Source organism: Cellulomonas sp. NPDC055163 (assembly GCF_053607065.1).
The window spans coordinates 589,525-613,341 of record NZ_JBSGSU010000001.1; the positions used below are offsets into that span (position 1 = coordinate 589,525).

A 23,817-nucleotide genomic window follows, 5' to 3' on the forward strand; every position below is an offset into this window, starting at 1 on the left:
ATCCCGGGGACGCCCGTCCCGGGCTTCACCCGGGTGAGCATTCACCCGACGGACCTGGGCATACCGGGAGCATCCGCCGGGACGAGGGGGCCGACGGGGTCACGGTGGGGCGAGAAGGGCCGGGCCGGCCGGGCGACGGCGGGGCGAGGGTGCCGAGCCGACCGGGCGACGGCGGGGCGAGGGTGCCGAGCCGACCGGGCGACGGCGGGGCGAGCGGGCCGGGCCGGCCGGGCGACGGCGGGGCGAGCGGGCCGGGACGACGAGCGGTGGTACGACGACGGCCGGCACGTCCCCGTGCCGGCCGTCCGTGACCCGTGCGCCCGCGAGCGGGTCGCCTTGCCCTCAGGCGCTGCGCTCCGTGAGCACGACCGGGCCGTCGGGCGTGATCGCGACCGTGTGCTCGGCGTGCGCCGCGAGCGAGCGGTCGGCGGAGCGGATCGTCCAGCCGTCGGGGTCCATCACGTAGCCGTCGCCGCCCGCCATGAACCACGGCTCGATCGCGATGACGAGGCCCGCCTTGAGCCGCTGGCCCGACCCGGCACGGCCGAGGTTCGGCACGTGCGGCTCCTCGTGCATCGTGCGCCCGACGCCGTGCCCGCCGAAGTCCGCGTTGATCCCGTACCCCGCGCTGCGGCCGACCTCGCCGATCGCCGCCGAGATGTCCCCCATGCGGGCCCCGGGCTGCGCGGCGGCGATGCCCGCGGCGAGCGCGCGCTCGGTGGTCTCGATGAGCCGCGTCGCCTCGGGGCTCTGCGTGCCGACCTGGAACGTCAGCGCGGAGTCCGCGACCCAGCCCTCGACCCGTGCCGCGAAGTCGATGCTCAGCACGTCACCGTCGCGCAGCACGTAGTCGGACGGCAGCCCGTGCAGCGCGGCGTCGTTCACGGACGTGCACAGCACGCCCGGGTACGGGATCGCGCCGAACGACGGGTGGTACCCGAGGTACACCGAGTGGGCGCCGGCCTCGCGGATCAAGCCGTGCGCGTGCGCGTCGAGGTCGCGCAGGCTCACGCCCACGGCCGCGACCGACCGCAGCGACGTCAGGACGTGCGCGATGAACGCGCCCGCGGGTCGCATCTGGTCGATCTCGGCAGGAGTCTTCAGCTGGGCCATCGCACTACCCTCTCACCGCCGCGCGGCGGTCCGGAGCGCGCCGCCACGGGCCGGGCACCGCCGTCGTCCGCCCGTGAGCCGCACGCAGCGCCGCCGTCGCCCGGCCCGTGCCGCCCGCACCGGTCAGCGCAGGATCCCGCGACCCCGCACCTCGGCGAGCCACTCGGGGTACTCGACGAGCAGCAGGTCGAACAGCGCCTGGTCCTTGACGGCGGCGAGGTCGCCGACGGGCTGGTAGTCGGCGTTGTCGACGACGCGGTCCGTGAGGTCGTCGAGCTTCTGCAGGAACGGGATGTCCTCGCTGCCGATGCTGAGGAACTTCCAGAACACCGGGCTGCCCGACGCGTCGCGCAGCTCGTTCGTCGCCGCGGTGCGGCTCGTGGGAGCGCCGTCGGTCAGGAACAGCACGTACACGGGAAGGTCCGCCGTCGCGCCGGGGTCGGTCAGGCCGTAGTGCTCCCGCACCGCGCGGATCGCGCCGGCGTAGTCGGTCAGCCCGAGGTGCCGGCCTGCGCGCAGCCGGTCGACGCCACCGACGTAGTCGTCGAGCGTGAGCTCCCCCGCGTGCCACGCCTCGGTCCCGAAGAAGAACACGTCGATCGCGCCGTCGTCGTCGAGCTGCGTCCCGAGCGCGAGCACCCGCTCCGCGAGCGCCTGCATCTGCCCGCTCGCGTACGCCGTGCGCATCGACCCGGAGTGGTCGAGGCACAGCGCGACCTTCGCGGCGTGGCCCTCCAGATCATGCTTGCTGAGGTTGAACTGCGCCTTCTTGGCGAGGTTGACCAGCTCGGGCGCGCGGGTTTGGAGCTTCTCGAACGAGATCGCCATGAGGGGCCTTCCGGGGGACGGTGCGGGGTGCCGCACCACCCTGCCGCACGGCGGCGGTGCGCGTGAGCGGTTCGGGCGGCGGTCGCCCGGACGGCGGCGGTCAGGCTCCGCCCGAGGCATCGGGCTCGCCGGGGAGCGGTCGGACAGCTCCTCTCTGCGGCTCACCACCGGCGCCCAGCCGGGTCAGGGCCACCTTCTTCTCTGCACAGCGCTCCATGTACTCCCACTACCGCTCGCGCGGCATCATCGTCGACACCTTCCTGCAGTCCTGGTCCCAAGGCGTCGAGGTCTGGGGCCACGACGGCATGCGCAAGCTCTGGTCCGCCGCCACCATCAAGGTCTACGGCGGCGGGGTCGCCGAGGTCGAGTTCCTCTCCGAGATCTCCCAGCTCATCGGCGAGTACCAGCGCACCGCCACCTCCACGTCCTCCTCCAAGCACGGCCGCTCGGTGTCCCGGCAGGCCGCCCGCGAACGCGTCCTCGACGTCGCCGACCTCGGCGCCCTGCCCAAGGGCCGGGCGATCGTCATCGGCTCCGGCGCCCGACCCACCCTCGCGCGCACCGTCCCGTGGATGACCGGCCCCGACAAGGACGCCGTGCTGGCCTCCATCCGCCGCCACGACCCCGCCGCTGAACGCACCATCCACGACGTCATGGCCGACTACCAGCGCACCCAGGCCGCGCCCGAGGCGGTGGAAGCCTGATGGACCTCGGCGAGTGGGGGAGACCCGACGAGCCTGGGGAGCATCCCCACGACTCCGCGGTCAGCTACCGAACACCCCCGACCGCCAAGGCGGACGACAATGACCGAGCGGGGTCGAGACTCCTCAGCCGAACCCGATGCCGAGTTTGCCACGGCCAACCGTTCATTCGATACAGTCCTGAGCATGCCTCCGAGCGGAAGCGTCCCTGTCGTTAAGGGCGAGCACCGAAGCGGCATGAGCAGGCTCAGACGCCCGCTCGACGTGCCTTTATCGAGCCGATCTGAGGCAAGCACGAGCAACTCCTCGCTTGAGGATCAGCAAAGGGGGCACCGATGCAGTACACACGCATAGTCAGCCCGGGTCTCATCGCCGCGATGCTTGCGGTGACGTGCCTTATCGCCGGCGTCGCGGCGCTTATTTTGAAGTCTCGAGGTTACACGTGGCGAGATGCGCTCGTGCGTGGCGCGGCAGGAACGCTGCTCACAACTGGCGCTGCTTTCACCGCCGCCATCACGCTAGTACCGGTAGGCGCAGCAGCTCCCGAGCACTATGTCGAGTGGAACGCTCTCAAGGAACTCGGTGGTCAACTTGCCGACGCCACCGTCTCGCTCACAGGCGCCGCTGAACTAGCCATCAACTTCCTCCTGCTGTCGTGGATCGGCCTTCTCCTGCCGGTCCTGTCGCGCAGCATCACGTTGCCCAAGCTGATCGCTCTCGTGATCGTCGCCTCACTGTCTATCGAGATACTGCAGTACGCTGCACCGACCGGCCGAATTGCGTCCGCCGGTGACGTTCTACTGAACGTCACCGGCGGGATTCTCGCGTCAATTCTCGGGGTTATAAAACTTCGACCGAAGTTGACGGACCCGTCGAGAGAGCCGGTGCGAGCGAGTCGGGATCACCAGTAGTAAACTGTCCCGGAGACGCTCTTCCAGTTCTCGTCCTGACCCGTCGGACCGGAACGCGAGAAGTACATCTTGTACGACCCGGTGGGCGCAGACGGGTAGGTGTAGGTTGCGGTTGTGTTGCAGGTAACCGTCTTCTGGGTGCCGTAGTCGACGAAGATCGTCGCCGAATTCTGCTTCAGCAACTTGAACTTGATCGAGTTGAATCCGGACGTGCAGTTGCCCGGGCTGACGGTGATCTTGATCTCACCCACCGCAGTGTTGTTGAACGACGACGTCGACAGTGACGCCCGAAACTCTCCGGAGTAGGACCAGGTCCTGGTGTACGCCTGAGCAGGCGCACTCAGGAGCAGCAGCATGGCGATCGTCGTGCCGAGGACCGCCATCGTCCGGCGAGAGTGCTGTGTCAGCTTTTGCATCTTTTCCCCTGTGTCGAGCCATCCGAGCGGACAGCGTGATCGCACCGTGGCAGCGCCGTGACCTGCACGTCAAGCCTTCGTGGACGTCCTGCAACAGCAAAGTGAAGCGTCGAACGAATTGGTCGCACTTATTCCACCAGGGCGACATCTCACATCCTTGGTAGTGAGACGGGTGTTGGTCGGTCGCGGCGTCGTGGCGACACGGCCCAGGGTTGGTCGCGTCGGAGGCCGCTCTGCTGAGGTGGTGCGGGCTGGGCCGCATGGGTGATCGGGCGCTTCTGACTGAGCGCGCCGGGCGAATCTGTGCGTGACCTGTGGGGCTGGCCGCTACGGTGGCGCCACCGCGGACGTCACAGGGGTGCTGCCGACTGGTGGGGTCGAGCTCGCATACGGGCTGTCGACAGGGAGCCCGCGGCAGCGTGGCGTAGTGGTGGGGGGCGCTATGCGCGCGCGCTGGAATGGTCTGTCCGTCATTGCGAGGGGCACGCGGGCTTCGCTCGTGGCAGGAGCGGTCGCGGCCACGCTGGTGGGCACGCTCGCCACGCCGGTGCAGGCGGACGTTTCGGCCGAGGTCGAGGCGCCGCCGGCGCCCACTCCGACGGAGGTCGCGCCCCTGGTGTCGGAGGCGCCCGCGCCTCTGACGGGTGGGGTCCCGACCGGGGACTTCACCGGCGTGGTCCCGACGTTCGAGCCCACCCCGGCACCGGCGCGTGACCTCGACGACGACACGGGCTCGGGTTTCGATGAAGACACCTCCCAGATCGTGGAGCAGGACACCCATCGCGAGGTGTACGAGAACGAGGACGGGTCGTTCACCACGCGGCTGTCTGCGGCGCAGCTGAATGTGGAGACCGCCCCGGGGGACTGGGAGCCGATCTCGACGAAGATTGCCGCGGTGACCGGTGGTGGTGGGCGGGTCTCCGCGCACCCGCTGGCGCCGGAGTTCGCGGCGACGTCGGCCTCGGACAAGCTCCTGACGTTGCGCCGACCGGGCACGCGGGTGCAGGTGGCTCTCCAGGGCGCGGCGGATCAAAAGCTCGAGCGCTCGGGTTCGGACGCGGAGTATGAGTCGGTGTACCCGGGGGTGGACCTGGAGTACGAGGTCACCACCGACAGCGTCAAGGAGGCCCTCGTCCTGGACAAGGCTCCGAAGAAGGCGACGTCGTGGACGTGGCGGCTGTCGGGGACCGGGTTCACCGTCGTGGAGGGCAAGGACGGGTCGTTCGACCTCGTGTCCGACGGCCAGGTGCAGATGTCCATCCCGCCGGCGCTGATGTTCGACTCCTCGGGCGTGAAGGGCAAGTCCGAGCCCGCGGAGAAGAACGTCCCGATGACCCTCGAGCGGTCGGGCACCGGGTGGCTGCTGACCCTGAGCCCGAGCCAGGCATGGCTGACCAACCCGGACCGGGTCTACCCGGTCTCGATCGACCCGACGTTCCGCGGCGCGACCCCCGACGAGAACGTCTACGCCTACAAGTCCGACGGCACCGTCGTTCACAACGCCGGGGCGAAGGTCGGCAACTCCCGCTCGAGCAACGCCAACACGTACTGGCGCACGGTGCTGCACTACAACTACGAGCAGTTCTTCGGCCACCAGATCCTCGACGCCCAGGTCTACGCCCGCGTCGACGGGGCCGGAACCACCGAGCTGTCCGAGCTCCTGGCCAGCCACGCCACCGCGTTCGGGTACACCGGCAAGGGTGAGGCCCTCACGCACGGGTACGTCGGCGCGGATGGCTGGTTCGAGGCACCCGGCTTCGGGATGCGGATCGCGAAGTGGGTCCGCGAAGGCACAGCCGGGAACTACCTGATGCTGTCCGGTGAGGAGATCCCCGGGCTCTACACCTACAAGAACCTCGACAGCGAGCTGTGGGTCGACTGGGTCGACTTCCCCAACCCCGGCCCGGCCGCGGCCCCCGCACCGGCGAACGACACCCGCGCGAGCATCACCCCGACCCTGGCGGTGGCGAGCACGGACAACACCGACACCGGGATGAACTGGCGCTTCCGGGTCAGCACCAACCCCAACGTCGAGGTCGGCACCGCGTGGGACTCGGGCTGGATCGGCCAGAACTCCATCAAGGTCCCTGCCGGTCGCTTGGCGCAGGGCACGCGGTACTACTGGCGAGCCGACGTGGTCAACGGCCTCGACGGGTACTACGGCACCACCACGGTGCGCAGCTCGGCCACCTGGACGTTCACCACCAACCAGCTGCCCACCGTCGCCCAGCCCACCACGGAAGATCTCGTGGACGGGGTGGTCAGGACCACGACCCAACCCACCCTTGCCACCGCCCCGGTCACCGACCCCGAAGGTGACACGCTGACCTACCAGGCGCGCGTGGTCACCGGCCCGGACGCGACCACCGGCACCGTGTGGACGTCCGGGTGGCAGGCCACCCCCTCATTCGACCTCCCGGTCGGGGCGCTGCGTGACGGTGGGACTTACACCTGGACGATCCTGACCAAGGACGCCTACGACACCTCCCCGGTGACATGGCGCTCGCGCCTGACCGTGAACCGGCGCCTGGCGGAGTCCGGGCCCGCGCCCGTCGAGCAGGTCGGCCCGGTCACCGTGAACCTCGCGAACGGCAACGTCGGGCTCCGGTTCGCCTCCCCCACCGTCAGCACCGTGGGCGGTGCGATGGGGCTGGCGTTCAGCTACAACTCCCAGGCCACCCAGGAACGCGGCCTGACAGGGCGGTACTACGACGTCACCCCCGCCGCCGGGGGAGCGCCGTCGTTCGACTTCGCCACTGCCGGTGAGCCGGTGCTGACCCGCACAGACTCGAACATCCACTTCGACTGGGGCACCGGTTCCCCCGCCCCCGCCGTCCCGGCCGACACGTTCATGGTCCGGTGGACCGGGTACATCACCCCACCCGCCGGTACCTGGGAGTTCGGTATCGCCCGTGACGACGGTGCCCGGGTCACCGTCGACGGCACCCAGGTCTTGAACAAGTGGTCCCCGAGCACCGTCGTGCTCGACTGGGGCACCCCCAAGGCGTTACTCGCCGCGCCGACCCCGATCACCGTGGACTTCTACGAGCACGGCGGCGGGGCCACGGTGCAGCTGTACGCCCGGAACGTGGCCGACCCGGACAAGAAGCAGTTCATCGTCCCGGCGTCGTGGCTGTCGCCGACCGTGGCCGCCCTGCCGTCGGGCTGGGGGGCCTCCACGCCCATCGCCGGTGACGCCGGCGACTACGCCTTCGTCTCGGTCGAGACCGGCGCGGTCATCGTCACCGACACCACCGGCACCGCGCACACCTACACCCGCACCTCCACCGGCGGGTACACCCCACCGACCGGGGAGTACGGGGTGCTGGCCCTGTCGACCGACGGGCAGGTCACCCTCACCGAGGAGGACGGCACCGTCTACGTCTTCGGGACCACCGGCCGCCTGGTCTCCACGAGCACGCCGGCCGACGCCCGCAAGCCCGCGACACCGGTCACGACCTTCAAGCCCAGCACCGGGCAGGCGGAGAAGATCACCGACCCGGTCTCCGGGAAGGCGGTCCGCTTCTTCTACCCTGGCGACACCGCGCCCCCCGGCCTGCCTACGGACAACGGCACCCAGGCGTGCCTGACGCCGCCCACAGACAAGAACCAAGTCTTCGCCTCGGCGCCAGCGGGGATGATCTGCCGCATCGTCTACCCCGGCGACAAGGCCGGCGAGTTCGGGGACTCCACCACCCTGGCCTACGACGCCGCCGGCAGGCTCATCCGAATCATCGACCCGGGCGAGGAGAAGACCGACTTCCGGTACGACGCAGCCGGGCAGATCATCGAGCTGCGCACACCACTGCTGATGGACTGGCTCGGCGCCGACGAGACTCGCACACCGTCCCCCGCCACCACGGTGGAGATCACCTACGACACCGACCGCAAGGCGACCGCCGTCACGCTGCCCGCACCCGACGGGATCGACGAGACCAAGCGCCTGAAGACAACCTTTGCGTACGACGGGACCACGTCCTACGTGGACCGCACGAACGTTCCCGGGCACGCGCGCACGGTCACGTTCGACAAGGCGTGGCGCCAGCTCACCGACACCACGTCGATGAACTACACCAGCCGTCAGGTCTGGAACGCCAAGGACCAGATCGAGTCCGCCACCGACGCGGCAGGGCGGATGACCACGACGCTGTACGACCAGCGCGACCGTGCCACCGACACCTACGGGCCCGCGCCGGCCGCATGCTTTGGGACCGACCGCCGACCCCTCGCCACCTGCCCGATCACCCCTGCGCACACCACGACCGGGTACGACGAGAACCTGCGCGGACTGAACGTCGCCTACTACAACAACCGCCGCCTGGCCGGTCAGCCTGTCACCTTCGGCCTGAACACCGGCGACGCAAACGGGGTGATCGACCACAACTGGACCGGGTCCCCCGCTACGGGGGTCAACGCCGACGAGTGGTCCGCCCGCATGACCGGCGTGCTGACCCTGCCCAAGACGGGTGATTACGTGTTCACGACCTACGCCGACGACGACGTCCGGGTCTGGATCAACGACGTCCTGCTCATCGACGACTGGATCGGCGGAGCCCGTCACCGCTCCGCGGACAAGACCTACAAGGACGCCAAGCAAGGCGAGGTCGTGCGGATCCGGATCGACTACGCCGACCACGGCGCCACCGGCGAGCTCGCCTTGTTCTGGCAGCTACCCGGGACCGCCCCCAACTTCTCCCTCCTACCCGTCGCGCAGCTGGCACCGGACTACGGACTGGTCACCTCGACCACGGTCGACGACGCCGCCCCGACCTCGGTCCCGGCCGGTACTCCCGCGGTCTCCTCGGCGCAGGTCCCCAGCCAGCGCACCGAGACCCGCTACGCCAACCCCTGGCTCGGCCTGCCCACCGCCACCATCGAGGACCCCACCGGCCTCGCGCTGACGACCACCACGACCTACGAAGGGCTCGGCGCCGGGTACCTGCGCCGCACCGGACGCTTCCTGCCCTCCACCGCCGGCGCCACCACCCCCACCAACCTCGGGACCACCTACGCCTACTACGGCGACACAAGCGGCCCGATCGAAGCAGCCTGCGGAGTGACCGCCGAAGTCAGCCAGGCCGGTCTGCTCAAGACCGCCACCGACCCCGCCCCCACCACCGGTGAGCCGGTCGTGACGTCCTACCTGTACAACCGGTGGGGCGCCGTGGCCGGGACGAAGCGCTCCGGGGACACGGCCTGGACGTGCACCGCCTTCGACGACCGCGGCCGCGCCCTGACCACGACCTACCCGGACCGGACCGTCACCTCCAACTACAAGGTCGGGGGCAACCCGCTGGTGTCCTCCACCTCCGACCCGTCGGTCACCGGCTCCCCGAACGGGGGGACGACCACGACCGTGGTCGACCTGCTCGGGCGGGTCGTGTCCTACACCGACGTCTGGGGCGTGGTCACGACCACCACCTACGACAACGTCGGGCGCCCCGAGCTGTCCACCACGACCGCGGTCGGGAGGACGTTCAAGACCGCGCTCGAGTACGACACCGACGGCAAGATCACGAAGGTCCTCGAGGGCGGCAGGGCCGTCGACGGAGGCAAGCCCATCGCCGTGCCGAACTACATCTCCGCGGCCGGCGTGCCCACCCCCGAGTTCACCTCCGTGGCCTACCCCGGCGGCACCGGCAACGCGGGCAACGGCACCTCGCTGACCATCGCCCGTGACCCCGCCGGCGCGCTGCGCGAGCTCACCTCAGCGTTCGCGGGTTCGTCGACGGTGAAGGGCACCGTCGTGCGATCCCAGGCCGGGCGCGCCCTGTCCGACACCGTCCACGCCACCGGGACCACACCGGCCAGCTCGACCTACGGCTACGACGGTGCCGGTCACCTGACCACCGCCACCATCCCGCGCCACCAGCTCACCTACGGGTACGGGACCCCGGCCAACTGCCCCACCGGCGCCAACCCGCGGGCCGGGGCCAACGGCAACAGGACCACCCTGACCGACATCAAGGACGGCAACACCGCTACGGCGTACACGGTCACGTCCTGCTACGACAACGCCGACCGCCTCGTTGCAAACACGACCACCAACGCGCCCCAGGGTGCGACCCTGCTGACCTCCGGGCCGCTCAGCACCGTCCCGACGCCCACCGTCGCGGTCGCCAACCTGGCCTATGACAAGCGCGGGAACACCACCAAGCTCGCCGACCAGACCCTGACCTACGACGCCGCCAACCGGCACACCTCCACCACGGTCGGAAGCACCGCGGTGACCTACCAGCGCGACGCCTCTGACCGCATCGTGTCCCGCACCCAGAAGGTGGGCAGCACCACCACGGTCGCCCGGTACGCGTTCACCGGCGGTGGCGACAGCCCCGACCTGGTCCTGGACGCCACCTCAGCCAGCGTCGTCCAGCGCACTCTCGCCCTGCCCGGCGGGGTCGTGGTGTCCCTGCCGACCACCGGCACCCCGACGTGGTCCTACCCGAACATCCACGGCGACGTCATCGTCACCGCCGACCACACCGGCACCCGCTCGGCCACCATCACCACCTATGACCCCTTCGGCCAGATCCTCGACCCCACCACCGGCAACCTCGGCACCCTCACCTCCGACGACGCCGGCCCCAACAACCAGCCCTCCGACGCCGACAACACCTGGGTCGGCCAACACCAGAAGCTGTACGAGCACGCCTCCACCATCGCCGCCATCGAGATGGGCGCCCGCGTCTACCTCCCCGCCCTGGGACGCTTCTTGTCTGTCGATCCCGTCGAAGGCGGCGTCCACAACGCCTACGTCTACCCCAGCGATCCGGTGAATGAATTGGACCTGACTGGTACGACGCGCAAGTCCAGCGTCCGGAAGAAACTCCTGAGTGCCGGGATCTCCTACTTCCGATGGCGCAATCGCGTCGAAGCGAGTGCGCTTGGGGGGGTCGCCCTGTTCTATTCGAGAGCTACAGGCGGCAAGTGCTCTAAGCAGTACGGCGTGCGCGTGTGCCAGGGCGGATGGGGTCACGCGTACGTGAGGGGTGGGATAACCATCGGCGCGACCTACCTCGCCGGCCCGAAATCAAGTAGCGTTACGAAGGTCTACATCGGGCACGAAGCGGTGCACGTCGAACAATGGAGGAGAGGCGGCTTGGCCTTCGGAGTTGCATATTTGCTAGCGGGTAGCGACGCCTGCGCAAACCGATTCGAAATAGCAGCGGGCCTAAAAGCAGGGGATTACACATGTTGAGACGACTGGCACCATCAGTAGCCCTGAGCCTTCTGCTCGCGATATCTTCAGGCTGTGCGATGCTGCCCTCCGACCCCGAGAGAACGTCGATAGGAGTTCGTCTCGATAACGAGGTCCTCTCAGTGGCCCTGCCGACGTGCGCTGGCGATGTGATCACGTCAGCAGAGATCAACCGCATTTCGACCGAGGCAGTCGACCATCCGGACTGGACCGCCTCCGATTTCGAAGGAGACCCGGAACAACCCGTGGCATTGAGCGACACAGCATGGGCAGTCACTGGAGGTGACTATTCGCAGTTGGCGGTCGCGTCGATTGACATCTTCTCCGACGAGGGAGGGTATGGCGCCGTCGTAGAATTTGAGGAACTGCAAAAACTTCCAAAAGGGATGTTCTCCGTTGAAGGGCGGCCGATGACGCTCGCGGAATATCGCGACGAATTCGCCTGCTGAGCCAAACGAGGGGCCGATACTTCCACGCGGTTCGTCGACGCGTTGCACCGCCGCCGACGTGCGTAGAAGATCTTGTCTATTTTCGCCGGAGCTCGTCACCGGTCCCGGGCATCAGGAACACGCATCGCATCGCCGTCTCAGTCCCTTGGAAGTGAGACGGTCCGCCGTGCCCACTCCCCCACGTCGGCCGTGACGGCGTGTCGCGCTCCACAAGCCCTCGCCAAACACGCGTCGCACAACGCCGCTACGGCGACGAGTTCCGCTACGGTCACGGCGTGGAGCTGGGGTACGCGCGGGTCTCGACCGCCAAGCAGGACCTCGAACGGCAGATCGACGCCCTCACCGCGGCCGGCATCCCAGCCGAGCGGATCTTCGTCGACAAGAAGTCCGGCGCCCACACCGACCGCCCCGGGCTGACCGCGCTGCTCGACTACGCCCTCGAGGCGGCGTCATCGTCGTGCACACCTACCGGCCCATGGGCCGGCTCGCCTTCGTGCTGCTTGCGCTGTTCGCGCAGATGGGACGCACCTCCATGCTCGAGCGCGCCGTCCACACCCGCGCCGTCGCCGCCAAGACCGGCCGGCGCAGCGGACGACCCAGCGTCGTCGACCCGGACAAGCTCACCTACGCGATCCACCTGCGCGAGGCCGGGCACACCATGGCCGAGATCACCGTCAAGACCGGCACCACCCGCGCCACATGCCACCCCGACACGCCACACCCGTCGCCGCCGCCGGGCAGCCCGAGCCGGAGCCGCGCCCGCGAGCCTGAGAGGACAGTCGCGTGCCCTACGCCTACTACCCCCGAGCAGGCCGGTCCTACAAGAGCGCCGTCTTCGACCAGCCTCCGACGCCTGAGCAGATAGAGGCGCTGCACACCGACTCCGTGGCCGGCGTCTACCTGCGCCATGCAGCGCTCGCCCCGCTCAAGCGCGGCGACCTCGACTGGCTCGCCGACCTCGAGTCGCTCCAGGTGCTCCAACTCGACTGCTCACGAGCGACCCAGATCCCCGACGCCGCCCTGCGCCGCCTGAAAGCCCTGGAAGTCTGGGGCACCCCCACCCAGGTCGTCCACACCGAGCAGCTCCCTGAGATCGTCGAGCTCGTCGTCAACTCCCCCAAGCGATACGCCGGGGCCCTGTCCGCATGCCCGCACCTCGATCTCGTCGGCATCGGCCGCTACGAGCACCCCGACCTCCACGTCCTCGACGGCTGCACCGCTCTGCGCAGCGTCAAGATCCGAGCACGCCACCACGTGATCGACCTCGGCTGGAACACCCCTCCGTCCCGCGTCGAGTCGCTCGTTCTCGACGACGCGCGACTCACCCGCCTCGACGGCGTGGCCCAGCTCCCACGACTGCAGCGCCTCCGCATCTCCGGTCGGCCCCCAGAGCCGGACGCCGAGGTAGACGTGAGCCCGCTCGCTCAGTGCCCCGAGCTCGAATGGCTCCAGATCATCACCCTGGGAACCCTCACCCATATCGACGCGCTCGCCACACTGCCCCGACTGCGGTCCTTCGCCGTCTACGACGGCCGATACCACCCCGCGGACGTCACCGGAGTCTCGCTCGACGTCGTCACACGCCCGCGCCGACGCTCGTCGTCGGTATGAACCGCTGGATCCCGAGCACGCGCAGGACACCAGGATGGCGCTCATGCCGGGGAAACAGCGTGAGGACGAGATCGACTACCTGCGGCGTATCGAGGCGCTCGCGAAAGAGGTCGTCGAGCACGCCGGGGACGAGCCGTGGTTCGCCCACGGCGAGGAGGGTCAGCAGGCGGCCGAACCTCTCCACCGTGCGGTCAACGAGCTCGCCGCTTCCCGGACGTGCTGAGGTGCATTACCACCGCGGCGTCAGAGTCGATTGGCCTCTTCGCGCAGAAGTAGCACCTGGCGCCTCGTTCGCGACGTCAGGAAAGGTGAGCGGCGTGCTCGACGGCACGATGTGTTCTCTTTTTTCACCGCTCACGGAGGTCTTGATGGCAACTCTGCTCACGAAGCGACGGAGCTCGCGCGCCCTCGCCGCAACGGCTGCGACCACGCTCCTGGCCGGTGCAGCGATGTTCGGTGGGGCTGCGCCGGCGGCCGCGGCGGGCGGCGGCTGGCTCTACACGCCGGGCGGTCAGGGCTATGCGTCCTGGGACTGGTCCAGCTCCAATTACGCCAACATCTCCAATGTCACGAAAGTGGCCTGGGACACCAGCTGTGACGACGAGGGAATCTACACGTACATGGTGATCTACCAGACGGTGAGCTCCCACACCGGTTCGCGCGTCAACGACTCGTGCTCGGGCGGCCAGAGCTCCACCACGGGCGGGTCGTTTCAGGGCAGCAACAACATCAAGGGGATCCGCGTCTACGTGTGCGAGGACACGACCGGCTCCGACTGGTGCGCGAACCAGTACTACGACAACCCGTACACCTGAGCCGTCGTGACTGCTCGACCGCCCGGCGCCTCGACCTGACGAACCGCCGGGCGGTCCTGCGTCCGGTCCTGCGACGCCGCGGGCGGCCCGCCGCAGGACACCGCGCTGAGCGTCGACCTGCCCGCGGAGCGCCCAGGCCCGCGTGGGGGTCCGTGCGCAGGCGCCCGACCAGCCGTCGGCCCGCTGACCCGCCCGCCCCGCGCCCGGCCGGTCACTCCCCCGACGGCACGACCACGACCTTGCCGTGCACCAGCCCGGCCTCGGCCTGCGCGTGGAGCGCGGGCAGCTCGCGGAGCGGCACGCGGCGGGCGATCTCGACGCGGAGCTCGCCGCCGTCGACGAGAGCGACGAGCCGGGCGAGCACGTCGGCGTCGGGGTGCACGAACACCGTGACGGCACGCACCCCGCGCTCCGGGTCGCCGGGCGTCTCGACCATCGGGGTCGTGGAGACGACGACGCCGCCGTCGCGCACCCGCGCCGCGAGGGCGGTGAACCGCTCGGGGGTGATCGGCGCGAGATTGAGCAGGACGTCGACGGGCTCGGCGACGGCGTCCAGGAGCGAGGTCGTGGTGTGGTCGACGATCTCGTCGGCCCCCGACGCCTGCACGCTCTCCCGGCTGCGCGGGCTCGCGGTCGCGACGACGTGGGCGCCGGCCCGCTTCGCGAGCTGCACGGCGTAGCCGCCGACGGGGCCGCCGGCGCCGTTGACCAGGATGCGCTGGCCTGCCTGGAGCGCGGCCGCCTCGAACAGCGCCTGCCAGGCGGTGAGCCCGACGGACGGCAGCCCGGCCGCGTCGGCGAGCGGGATGCGGGTCGGCGCCGGGACCAGGGTGCCGGCGGGGGCGACGACGTACTCGGCCGCCGCGCCGTTCGCGGTCATCGGGAGGAAGCCCACGACCGCGTCGCCCACCGAGAGGCCGGTCACCCCGTCACCGAGGGCGTCGACCGTGCCGGAGACGTCGTAGCCGGGGACGTGGGGCAGCGTGATCGGGATCGGCAGGAACCCGCCACGCATCCCGCCGTCCGCGGGGTTGAACGCGGAGCCGGCGACCCGGACCCGCACCTCCCCGGCGCCGGGCTCGGGCTGGGGTGCGTCCTCGTAGCGCAGGACCTCGGGGCCGCCGGTCTCGTGGAAGTGCACTGCCTTCATGGTCGTTCTCCGTCCATCGTGTGCTTCGGGTTCGAAGCAACTGCGGACGACGGTAGTACTGCTTCGAATCAGAAGCAAGTGCTACGGGTTCGAAGCATGGATAGGATCTGGACCATGTCCCCGTACCCGCGCTCCCTGGACGCCGTGCAGCTCGGCGCGTACTTCGCGCTCATCGAGGCGAGCAGCCTGCTCAAGCACGCGGTGGAGCTGCAGCTGCAGGACGCCGGCGGGCTGAGCTACGTGCAGTTCCAGCTGCTCGCGACCCTCGGCGACGCGCCGGGGGGCAGCCGGCGCATGACCGACCTGGCCGACGGGGTCGTGTACAGCCGCAGCGGGCTGACGTACCAGGCGCAGACCCTCGAGAAGCGGGGGCTCGTCGTCCGCGCGCCGTCGCTCGAGGACGAGCGCAGCGTGACCGTGACGCTCACCGACGCGGGGCGCACCGTCCTCGGGGAGGTGCTGCCGGGCCATGTCGGCGTGGTCGACGACCTGCTGCTCGCACCGCTGTCGCGGGAGGACGTCGAGACGCTCGCCGACATCCTGGGCCGCGCGCGGGACCACATGCGCCGGACCCCGCCACGCTCGGCGGCACCACGACGGCGCACGTCTGCTGCGGGGAAGGACTGAGGTCTCGCGCGACCGGCGCCGCACCTTGGCGGCGTCCGTGCGGGGCGGACCTGGGACGCCGCCGTCACCGGAAGCACGAGCGCCGCACGTCGAGCCGGTCCGGCGTCCGTCGCCCGGGTCTGGGCAGGCAACGGCCGGTGGGTCGGACCCTCGCCGGGGCCGTGTCCGGGCAGGGAACAGCCCGTGGGCCGGGCCCCTCGACGGGGCCCTGCCACGCTGGACGAGTGCGCGGCTCCCACGGGCTGCGGTGGCTGCCTGGATCTCGCTCGCCGCCCGGCGGTCCTGGTGGACCAGCGGGCACCGGGTGGATCGAAGCAATCCGTCCGAGTACTCGGGCGACTAGCGGACAGTCACCTCACGCGTCCGAAGAGAAATCACTTCAGGACCACCTCCTTTCCCATGTGCCCACGACGCTACGTCCGGCTCCGGAGATCCGCCAGAGGTTTTTTCTTCGCCCAGGGCGGACACGCGTCGAGCGTCCCCCGAGCGCGGCCGGTCACCGGCCCGACAGCCGCTGACCGGCCGCCCCGTCAGGGCGTGGGCCGCCCGACGAGGTGCTGCGTGTACGCCGGGACCGTCAGGAACGTCGGGTAGTGCTCGTCGAGCGCGACCTCGCGGAGCAGCCGAGCGGCGTCGTCGTACCGGTCGCCCGTGGTGCGCGGCAGCCCGCGCAGCACGTCCCCGAGCACCCGCTCGACCTGCTCTGCCGTGATCGTCGTGCCCTCGGCCGTGACGGTGCCGTGGTGCACCCACTGCCACAGCTGCGAGCGGGAGATCTCGGCGGTCGCGGCGTCCTCCATGAGGTCGTCGATCGCGACGGCGCCGCTGCCCCGCAGCCACGCCTCGAGGTAGCGCAGCGCGACGGACACGTTGCTGCGGACGCCCGCGTCGGTGACCGCGCCCGGCTCGCCGCCGCCGGCCGACGGGATGTCGAGCAGCTCCGCGGCGGTGACCCGGACGTCGTCGCGCAGGCGGTGGCGCTGGTCCGGGCGGTCCCCGAGCGCCTCGTCGAACACTGCGCGGGCCACCGGCACGAGGTCCGGGTGCGCGACCCACGTGCCGTCGTACCCCTGCCCGGCCTCGCGCTCCTTGTCGGCCCGGACCTGCGCGAGCGCCCGCTCCGTCACCTCCGGGTCGCGGCGGTTCGGGATGAACGCCGACATGCCGCCGATCGCGTGCGCCCCGCGGCGGTGGCACGTCGCGACGAGCAGCTCGGTGTACGCACGCATGAACGGGACCGTCATCGTGACGCGCGCCCGGTCGGGCAGCACGAACCGCGGACCGCGGGCCCGGAAGCTCTTGATGATGCTGAAGATATAGTCCCACCGGCCCGCGTTGAGGCCCGCGCAGTGCTCGCGCAGCTCGTAGAGGATCTCCTCCATCTCGAACGCCGCCGTGATCGTCTCGATGAGGACGGTCGCGCGGATCGACCCGCGCGGCAGCCGCAGCTCCTGCTCGACGAACACGAACACGTCGTTCCACAGCCGCGCCTCGAGGTAGCCCTCGATCTTCGGCAGGTACAGGTACGGGCCCCGGCCGCGCGCGATGAGCGCGTGCGCGTTGTGGAACAGGTACAGCCCGGCGTCGACGAGGCTCGCGGACGCCGGCGTGCGCTGACCGGCGCGGTCGGTGAACCGCAGGTGCTTCTCCGCGAGGTGCCAGCCGCGCGGGCGCATCACGATGGTCGGCGTCGTCGGTCCGACGCGGTACTCCTTGCCCTCGTCGGACGTGAAGTCGATGCGTCCCCGGATCGCGAGCGCGAGGTTCGCCTGCCCGCCCACGACGTTCTCCCACGTCGGCGACGTCGCGTCCTCGAGGTCCGCGAGCCAGACCTTCGCCCCCGAGTTGAGCGCGTTGACCGTCATCTTGCGGTCGGTCGGGCCGGTGATCTCGACGCGGCGGTCCTCCAGCCCGGGCCCGGGGCCGGCGACGCGCCACGTCGGGTCCTCCCGGATGTGCCGGGTCTCGGGGCGGAAGTCCGGGTCCAGGCCGTTCGCGACGCGCTCGCGGCGGCGCTGGCGGGCGAGCAGCAGGTCGTGGCGCGGGCCCGCGAACCGGGCGTGCAGCTCGGCGACGAACGCGAGCGCGTCGGGGGTCAGGACCGTGTCGCTCCCGGGCACGACGGCGCCCAGGACCTCGATCGTCGGGGCGGTGGTGCTCGGCAGCGGGGTCGACGTGGTGGTCGTCGGCTCGGTCAGCGTGGACATGGCGTGCTCCTTCCGGGGGCGTGCGGGATCGTGCGTGGGTTCGGCTGGTGCGGGACGGCCGGGGCCGGAGGGGCGGACGGTGCGGGGCGACGGGCCCCGGGTCGCGGGGACCCCGCACCGCCCGCGGGCGGGCGTCCGCTCAGTGGGCGAACTGCGACGCCTCCGTGGACCCGGCGAGCGCGAGCGTGGCGCTCCGGGGGTCGATCGCGGTGGCGACCTTGTCGAAGTAGCCGGTGCCGACCTCGCGCTGGTGGCGCGTGGCGGTGTAGCCGTCGGACTCGGACGCGAACTCGGCCTCCTGGAGCTCGACGTACGCGCTCATGCCGCGCTCGGCGTAGCCGCGGGCGAGGGAGAACATCGAGTGGTTGAGCGCGTGGAAGCCGGCCAGGGTGATGAACTGGAACGCGTAGCCGCTCGCCGCGAGCTCCTTCTGGAAGCGCGCGATCGTGGCGTCGTCGAGGTGCGAGCGCCAGTTGAACGACGGCGAGCAGTTGTACGCGAGGAGCTTGCCGGGGAACCGCTCGTGGATCCGCTCCGCGAACTCCCGCGCGAGGGCGAGGTCGGGCGTTGACGTCTCGACCCACAGCAGGTCGGCGTGCTCGGCGTAGGCGCTCGCCCGGGAGACGACCGCGTCGAGCCCGGGGCGGACCCGGAAGTAGCCCTCGGGCGTGCGCTCTCCGGTGAGGAACGGCTGGTCGCGCTCGTCGACGTCGGACGTGAGCAGGTCGGCGCCGAGCGCGTCGGTCCGGGCGACGACGACCGTGGGCACGCCCGCCACGTCGGCGGCGAGGCGCGCGGCGCTCAGCGTGCGCACGTGCTGGCTCGTCGGGACCAGGACCTTGCCGCCCAGGTGGCCGCACTTCTTCTCGGCCGCGAGCTGGTCCTCCCAGTGCACCCCGGCGGCGCCGGCCGCGATCATCGCGGCCATGAGCTCGTAGGCGTTGAGCGGTCCCCCGAAGCCGGCCTCGGCGTCGGCCACGATCGGCGCGAGCCACTCGCGCGTCCGGCGCCCGCCGTTCTCCGACGACTCGACCTGGTCGGCGCGGAGCAGCGCGTTGTTGATGCGGCGCACGACCGCCGGGACGCTGTTCGCCGGGTAGAGGCTCTGGTCCGGGTACGTCTGGCCGGAGAGGTTCGCGTCGGCGGCGACCTGCCAGCCGGACAGGTAGATCGCCTCGAGGCCGGCCTTGACCTGCTGCACGGCCTGGTTGCCGGTCAGGGCGCCGAGCGCGGGGACCCACTCGCGGGTGTGCAGCAGCTCCCAGAGCCACTCCGCACCGCGCCGGGCGAGGGTGTGCTCCTCGCGGACCGAGCCCCGCAGCGTCACGACGTCCTCGGCGGTGTGGTCGCGGCGGACGCCGGACCAGCGCGGGTCGGTGGCCCACTCGTGGGCCAGCTCCTCGGGCGTCTGCACCTGGTCGCCGGGCCGGGTCGTGCTCCCGGGGCGGGCCGTGCCGGCGGACCGCTCCCGTGCCGTGCTCGTGCTCGTCGGCCCCGTCGTCGCGGTCGTCTCGTTCACGATGTCCTCCGGTTCTTCTCGATGGTTCCCTCGTGCAACTCACCCTGGACCCGCGTCGACCTGCAGGAGCCCTCCCAGCGCGCAGAAGATCGGCGATCCTTCTCCTCGACAGAAGCGGAGCCGGTCTGCGACGGTCGAGCATGGCGATCTCCACCGAGGCGACGAGGCCCGGACAGTCCCCCGACCCGGCGCGAGCGGGCCGCTCGGGTGCGCGGACCACCGCGGACCGGCGTGGGCCGGGACCGCGCACGACGGCCGACAAGCGGAGCGGCGCCGCGCGATCCCCGGCCACCCAGGGCCCCACGCGCCCCCGGAGCACGCCCGACGACGCCGCGGAGCCGGCCGTCGACACGCTCGTGCTCGGGCGCCGCGTCCGGCACCTGCGCACCGCGCGCGGCATGACCCTCGACGACCTGGGCTCGGCGATCGGGCGCGCGGCCTCCCAGGTGTCGATGCTCGAGAACGGCCACCGCGAACCCAAGCTCTCGCTCCTCCAGCAGGTCGCGCACGCCCTCGACGTCCCGCTCGCCGAGCTGCTGCGCGACGAGGCCCCGAGCCGGCGCGCAGCCCTCGAGGTCGAGCTCGAGCGGGCCCAGCGCGGGCCGCTGTTCGCGTCGCTGCAGGTCCCGCTCGTCAAGGTCGGGCGGTCCCTGCCGAGCGACGCGCTCGAGGCGCTGGTCCGGCTCCAGGCGGAGGTCCAGCGGCTGCTCACCGAGAAGGCCGCGACGCCCGAGGAGGCGCGCCGGGCGAACGCCGAGCTGCGGGCGACGATGCGCGCGCAGGACAACTACTTCCCCGACCTCGAGGAGCACGCGCGCGGGCTGCTCGACGCCGTCGGGCACCCGGGCGGCCCCCTGTCGCAGCGCGGCACCGCCGACATCGCCGCGCACCTCGGCTTCTCGCTGCACTACGTGCACGACCTGCCGCACTCGACGCGCTCCGTCACCGACCTCGAGCACGGCCGCATCTACCTGCCGCACGGGCTGACGTCCTCGGCGGACCCGCGCTCCGCGCTGCTCCAGGCGGTCGCGAGCCACGTCCTCGGGCACACCGAGCCGCGCGACTACGGGGACTTCCTGCGCCAGCGCGTCGAGACCAACTACCTGACGGCCGCGCTCCTGCTCCCCGAGGACGGCACGGTCGCGCTGCTCCGCGAGGCCAAGGCCGAGCGCCGGCTGTCCGTCGAGGACCTGCGCGACGCGTTCGCCGTGACCTACGAGACGGCCGCGCACCGGTTCACGAACCTCGCGACCCGGCACCTGGGCATCCCGGTGCACTTCATGAAGGTCCACGAGAGCGGGACGCTGCACAAGGCGTACGAGAACGACGGCGTGCGCTTCCCGTCGGACCCGCTCGGCGCGATCGAGGGGCAGCCGGTGTGCAAGCACTGGACCGCGCGGGTCGTGTTCTCGATCCCCGACCGGTTCAGCCCGTACTACCAGTACACCGACACCACCTCGGGCACGTACTGGTGCACGTCGCGCGTGCAGGGGTCGTCCGAGGGCGAGTTCTCGGTGTCGGTCGGCGTGCCGTTCGCGCACGTGCGCTGGTTCCGCGGCCGGGAGACGCCGGAGCGGGCGGCGTCGCGCTGCCCGGACGCGGCGTGCTGCCGCGAGGCGCCCGAGGAGCTCGCGACGCGGTGGGCCGGACGGTCGTGGCCCAGCGCCCGCCCGCACGCGAGCACGCTCGCAGCGCTGCCGACCGGGGCGTTCCCCGGCGTCGACGCGACCGAGGTGTACGAGTTCCTGGACCGCCACGCACCATGAAGGTCGGCAGGGCGCGTGCGACGCCCGTCATGCCCGCCGCGAGCGCCACGGGATACTCGTTCCCGTGACCTCCGACGCGATCCTGCTGCCGACCCCGTGGGCGATCCTCCTCGTGGTGACCGGCCTGTGGAACCTGCTCATCTGGCCGCGCTTCTGGCAGCGCATCGCCGCCGACCCGCGCTCGCGCGACGCGTCGGGGCGCGCGACCCGGTTCCTGACCGTGCACGCGGTGCTGATCGGCGTCTCGCTGGCGCTCGGCGTCGCGGTCGGCGTGCTGGGCGTGCTCGGGCTCCTCTGAGCCGCGGGCGCGCGGGCTGACCGAGGCTCAGGCCTCGGGCAGGAGCGCGGCGCCGGGGCGACTCCGGGGGGCGGCGCACGGCACCGCCGCACCGGGCCGGGCCGACGCGCAGCCCGTCACGCCGGACCGTGCACCGCGAACGTCAGCTCGACCGGCGCGGGGTCCGCGCACCGTGCGCACGCGGCCGCCTCGCGCGCACGGCGGAGCACCGGGCGCCGTGCCGCACCCGCGGCCCGCAGCCGCAGCACGCGGTCCACGACCAGCCCGACGAGCAGCCCGCCGGCGACGCCGACCCCCGTCCCGACGAGCGGGTGGTGCGCGGCGAGCAGGTGCCCGGCGCCGACCCCGAGCAGCACGGAGCCGGCCGCCCAGAGCACGGCAGCGAGCGCGGCGATCGCGCTGAAGCGTCCGCGCGGGAACCCGACGGCTCCGGCCGTCATGTTCACGAGCACGCGACCCCCCGGCGTGAACCGGGCGGCCAGGATCAGCGCGCCGCCGCGCCGCGCGAGGGCGCCCTCGGCCCAGGCGAGGACCTGCCGGCCGTGGCGCGTCCGCACGACACCACGTCCGCCGGCGGGCAGGCGCTGCCCGAGCGTGTACGCGACCTGGTCGCCCGCGAAGGCCCCGAGCGCCGCGACGACGCCCACGGTCACCGGGCCGGGGCCGCGCCCGGCCGCCCCGAGGGCGGCGAGCGCGACGACCGCCGACTCGCTGGGGACCGGCGGGAAGACGCCGTCGACGACCGTGACGAGCCCGAGCACGACGACGGCCCAGGGGGTGCTCGCGAGCTGACCGACCCAGTCGGCGGTCACGCGTCACACCTGGTCGAGCACGCGGCGGTCATGGCTGGATCTTTCGCGAGAACCTATCGACAGTCAATCGATTTCTGTCGACATCCGGTGAACGCGCGGCGAAGGTTCATCCAACGCGCGACGGCTGGGGCACACGTCCGCACCCCCGTGTGACGGACGCGACAGCCACCCGCCGGAATCCTGGCAATGGCTTGACGCTTCAAGCAATCATGACGACCGACACGCTGAGCCCGTCCGAGACCCCGCTCGTCCTCGACGAGCAGACCGCCGACCTCCTGTTCCGCGAGGCCCGCACGGTCAACACCTTCTCCGCCGACGAGATCACCGACGAGCAGCTCGCCGCCGTGTACGACCTCGTCCGCTGGGGCCCCACCGCGATGAACACGAGCCCGATGCGCGTGCTCGTCGTCCGCTCCGCCGAGGGCCGCGCGCGCCTCGCCGCGCACATGTCCGACGGCAACCGCGTGAAGACCGAGCGCGCACCGCTGAGCCTCGTCGTCGCGACGGACGTCGACTTCCACGAGCACATGAGCCGCCTGGCCCCCCACATGGCCGCCGTCGCCGAGGGCCTTGCCGGTGCCCCCGAGGCGCGCGCCGCGATGGCCCGCGACAACGCGTTCCTGCAGGCCGGGTACCTGATCGTCGGCCTGCGCGCCGCCGGTCTGCACGCCGGCCCGATGGGCGGGTTCGACGCCGCCGCCCTCGACGCGGACCTGCTCGCCGGCACGTCGTGGCGCTCGGTGCTCGTCATCAACGTCGGGCAGGCACCCGCGCAGCACGACGACCTCCCGACGCCCGCGACGTACCCGCGCCAGACACGCCTGGACTTCGCCGAGGTCGCCCGCACCGTCTGACGGCGGCCCGCACCGTCCGACGGCGACGCACACCGCGGAGCCCGGCCCGAGCCCGACCCCGCGGGCCGGGCTCAGCCGTCGCTCGAGAGCACCTTGATCGCGCGCTCCAGCAGCGAGCGCAGCTGCTCCTGGTCCTCCCGGTCGAACTCCGCGGAGAGCCGGTCCTCGACGGCCCGCGCTGCGGCGTCCGCCTCGCTGAGCACGGCACGGCCGGTGCGCGTCAGCTCCGTCACGAGCACCTTCTTGTGCACCGAGGACGGGTCGCGCCGGATGAGTCCCTTGGACTTGAGGTTGCCCAGCACGGTCGCCATGGTCTGCGGCGTGACCATGCAGGCGCGCGCGAGCTGGGCACCGGACAGACCCGGGGAGTACGAGAGGACCATGAGCGCGGCGTACTGCGGCACCGTGAGGTCGAAGGGTCGCAGCGCCTGGCTCTTCCGCGAGATCAGCGCCTGCTCGGCCCTCTTGATCGACTGACCCAGACGCGCGGCGATCTCCGCCTGGATCCTGGCCGACTCAGCCTTGCTGCTCATGTGACCCCT

20 protein-coding genes are annotated in these 23,817 nt (G+C 71.3%); 12 read left to right on the forward strand and 8 right to left on the reverse strand.

Annotated features, from left to right (window positions below):
• Positions 1–342: 342 nt before the first annotated feature.
• Positions 343–1,113 (reverse strand): type I methionyl aminopeptidase, encoded by a 771-nt coding sequence (gene map / locus ACWFNE_RS02510; protein WP_452120883.1) that lies wholly within the window; start codon positions 1,111–1,113, stop codon positions 343–345.
• A 123-nt stretch (positions 1,114–1,236) separates the two neighbouring features.
• Positions 1,237–1,941, reverse strand: coding sequence for a VWA domain-containing protein (locus tag ACWFNE_RS02515; protein WP_452120884.1), 705 nt, complete (start codon positions 1,939–1,941; stop codon positions 1,237–1,239).
• A 215-nt stretch (positions 1,942–2,156) separates the two neighbouring features.
• Here ACWFNE_RS02515 and ACWFNE_RS02520 point away from each other — a divergent pair, with 215 nt between their 5' ends.
• Positions 2,157–2,645, forward strand: a complete 489-nt coding sequence (locus tag ACWFNE_RS02520) for a TraG/TraD/VirD4 family protein (RefSeq protein ID WP_452120885.1) — start codon at positions 2,157–2,159, stop codon at positions 2,643–2,645.
• Positions 2,646–2,977: 332 nt separating this feature from the next.
• Positions 2,978–3,553, forward strand: coding sequence for a VanZ family protein (locus tag ACWFNE_RS02525; protein WP_452120886.1), 576 nt, complete (start codon positions 2,978–2,980; stop codon positions 3,551–3,553).
• Here ACWFNE_RS02525 and ACWFNE_RS02530 read toward each other — a convergent pair.
• Entirely contained in the window at positions 3,544–3,969 is a 426-nt protein-coding gene (locus ACWFNE_RS02530) for a hypothetical protein (protein ID WP_452120887.1), read from the reverse strand. The two genes, ACWFNE_RS02525 and ACWFNE_RS02530, sit on opposite strands and share 10 nt — an antisense overlap.
• A gap of 499 nt (positions 3,970–4,468) precedes the next feature.
• Between ACWFNE_RS02530 and ACWFNE_RS02535 the strand changes: the two genes are divergently transcribed.
• From ACWFNE_RS02535 to ACWFNE_RS02560, 6 genes are all read left to right on the forward strand, one after another.
• Positions 4,469–11,167 (forward strand): PA14 domain-containing protein, encoded by a 6,699-nt coding sequence (locus ACWFNE_RS02535; RefSeq protein ID WP_452120888.1) that lies wholly within the window; start codon positions 4,469–4,471, stop codon positions 11,165–11,167.
• Between the two features lie 122 nt (positions 11,168–11,289).
• Positions 11,290–11,616, forward strand: a complete 327-nt coding sequence (locus ACWFNE_RS02540; RefSeq protein ID WP_452120889.1) for a hypothetical protein — start codon at positions 11,290–11,292, stop codon at positions 11,614–11,616.
• Between the two features lie 275 nt (positions 11,617–11,891).
• A complete protein-coding gene (locus tag ACWFNE_RS02545; protein ID WP_452120890.1) occupies positions 11,892–12,473 on the forward strand; it encodes a recombinase family protein in 582 nt (193 codons plus the stop codon).
• Positions 12,400–13,227, forward strand: a complete 828-nt coding sequence (locus ACWFNE_RS02550; protein WP_452120891.1) for a hypothetical protein — start codon at positions 12,400–12,402, stop codon at positions 13,225–13,227. Before ACWFNE_RS02545 ends, ACWFNE_RS02550 begins: the two co-directional genes overlap by 74 nt.
• Before the next feature lie 34 nt (positions 13,228–13,261).
• Entirely contained in the window at positions 13,262–13,450 is a 189-nt protein-coding gene (locus tag ACWFNE_RS02555; protein ID WP_452120892.1) for a hypothetical protein, read from the forward strand.
• Between the two features lie 94 nt (positions 13,451–13,544).
• Positions 13,545–14,042 (forward strand): hypothetical protein, encoded by a 498-nt coding sequence (locus ACWFNE_RS02560; protein WP_452120893.1) that lies wholly within the window; start codon positions 13,545–13,547, stop codon positions 14,040–14,042.
• Positions 14,043–14,253: 211 nt separating this feature from the next.
• Here the strand turns inward: ACWFNE_RS02560 and ACWFNE_RS02565 are convergent, their stop codons facing one another.
• The gene (locus tag ACWFNE_RS02565) at positions 14,254–15,192 is read right to left on the reverse strand and encodes an NADP-dependent oxidoreductase (RefSeq protein ID WP_452120894.1); all 939 of its coding nucleotides are present in this window, start codon (positions 15,190–15,192) and stop codon (positions 14,254–14,256) included.
• Between the two features lie 114 nt (positions 15,193–15,306).
• Between ACWFNE_RS02565 and ACWFNE_RS02570 the strand changes: the two genes are divergently transcribed.
• Positions 15,307–15,819: a MarR family winged helix-turn-helix transcriptional regulator gene (locus tag ACWFNE_RS02570; protein ID WP_452120895.1), complete on the forward strand. Its 513-nt coding sequence runs from the start codon at positions 15,307–15,309 to the stop codon at positions 15,817–15,819.
• A gap of 530 nt (positions 15,820–16,349) precedes the next feature.
• Here the strand turns inward: ACWFNE_RS02570 and aceB are convergent.
• Positions 16,350–18,026, reverse strand: a complete 1,677-nt coding sequence (gene aceB / locus ACWFNE_RS02575) for a malate synthase A (RefSeq protein ID WP_452120896.1) — start codon at positions 18,024–18,026, stop codon at positions 16,350–16,352.
• 139 nt (positions 18,027–18,165) lie between these two features.
• Positions 18,166–19,440: an isocitrate lyase gene (gene aceA / locus ACWFNE_RS02580; protein ID WP_452121130.1), complete on the reverse strand. Its 1,275-nt coding sequence runs from the start codon at positions 19,438–19,440 to the stop codon at positions 18,166–18,168.
• A gap of 245 nt (positions 19,441–19,685) precedes the next feature.
• On the opposite strand from aceA, the gene ACWFNE_RS02585 reads away from it, so the two are divergent.
• The gene (locus ACWFNE_RS02585) at positions 19,686–21,311 is read left to right on the forward strand and encodes a helix-turn-helix domain-containing protein (RefSeq protein ID WP_452120897.1); all 1,626 of its coding nucleotides are present in this window, start codon (positions 19,686–19,688) and stop codon (positions 21,309–21,311) included.
• 64 nt (positions 21,312–21,375) lie between these two features.
• Positions 21,376–21,609 carry an SCO4848 family membrane protein gene (locus ACWFNE_RS02590; protein ID WP_452120898.1) on the forward strand — a complete coding sequence of 78 codons (234 nt, stop codon included), beginning with the start codon at positions 21,376–21,378 and terminating at the stop codon, positions 21,607–21,609.
• Positions 21,610–21,725: 116 nt separating this feature from the next.
• On the opposite strand, the gene ACWFNE_RS02595 is transcribed toward ACWFNE_RS02590, so the two are convergent.
• Positions 21,726–22,421 carry a DedA family protein gene (locus ACWFNE_RS02595; RefSeq protein WP_452120899.1) on the reverse strand — a complete coding sequence of 232 codons (696 nt, stop codon included), beginning with the start codon at positions 22,419–22,421 and terminating at the stop codon, positions 21,726–21,728.
• Positions 22,422–22,630: 209 nt separating this feature from the next.
• Here ACWFNE_RS02595 and ACWFNE_RS02600 point away from each other — a divergent pair, with 209 nt between their 5' ends.
• Entirely contained in the window at positions 22,631–23,275 is a 645-nt protein-coding gene (locus ACWFNE_RS02600; RefSeq protein ID WP_452120900.1) for a malonic semialdehyde reductase, read from the forward strand.
• A 71-nt stretch (positions 23,276–23,346) separates the two neighbouring features.
• On the opposite strand, the gene ACWFNE_RS02605 is transcribed toward ACWFNE_RS02600, so the two are convergent.
• Positions 23,347–23,808, reverse strand: a complete 462-nt coding sequence (locus tag ACWFNE_RS02605; protein WP_452120901.1) for a MarR family winged helix-turn-helix transcriptional regulator — start codon at positions 23,806–23,808, stop codon at positions 23,347–23,349.
• Positions 23,809–23,817 lie beyond the last annotated feature (9 nt).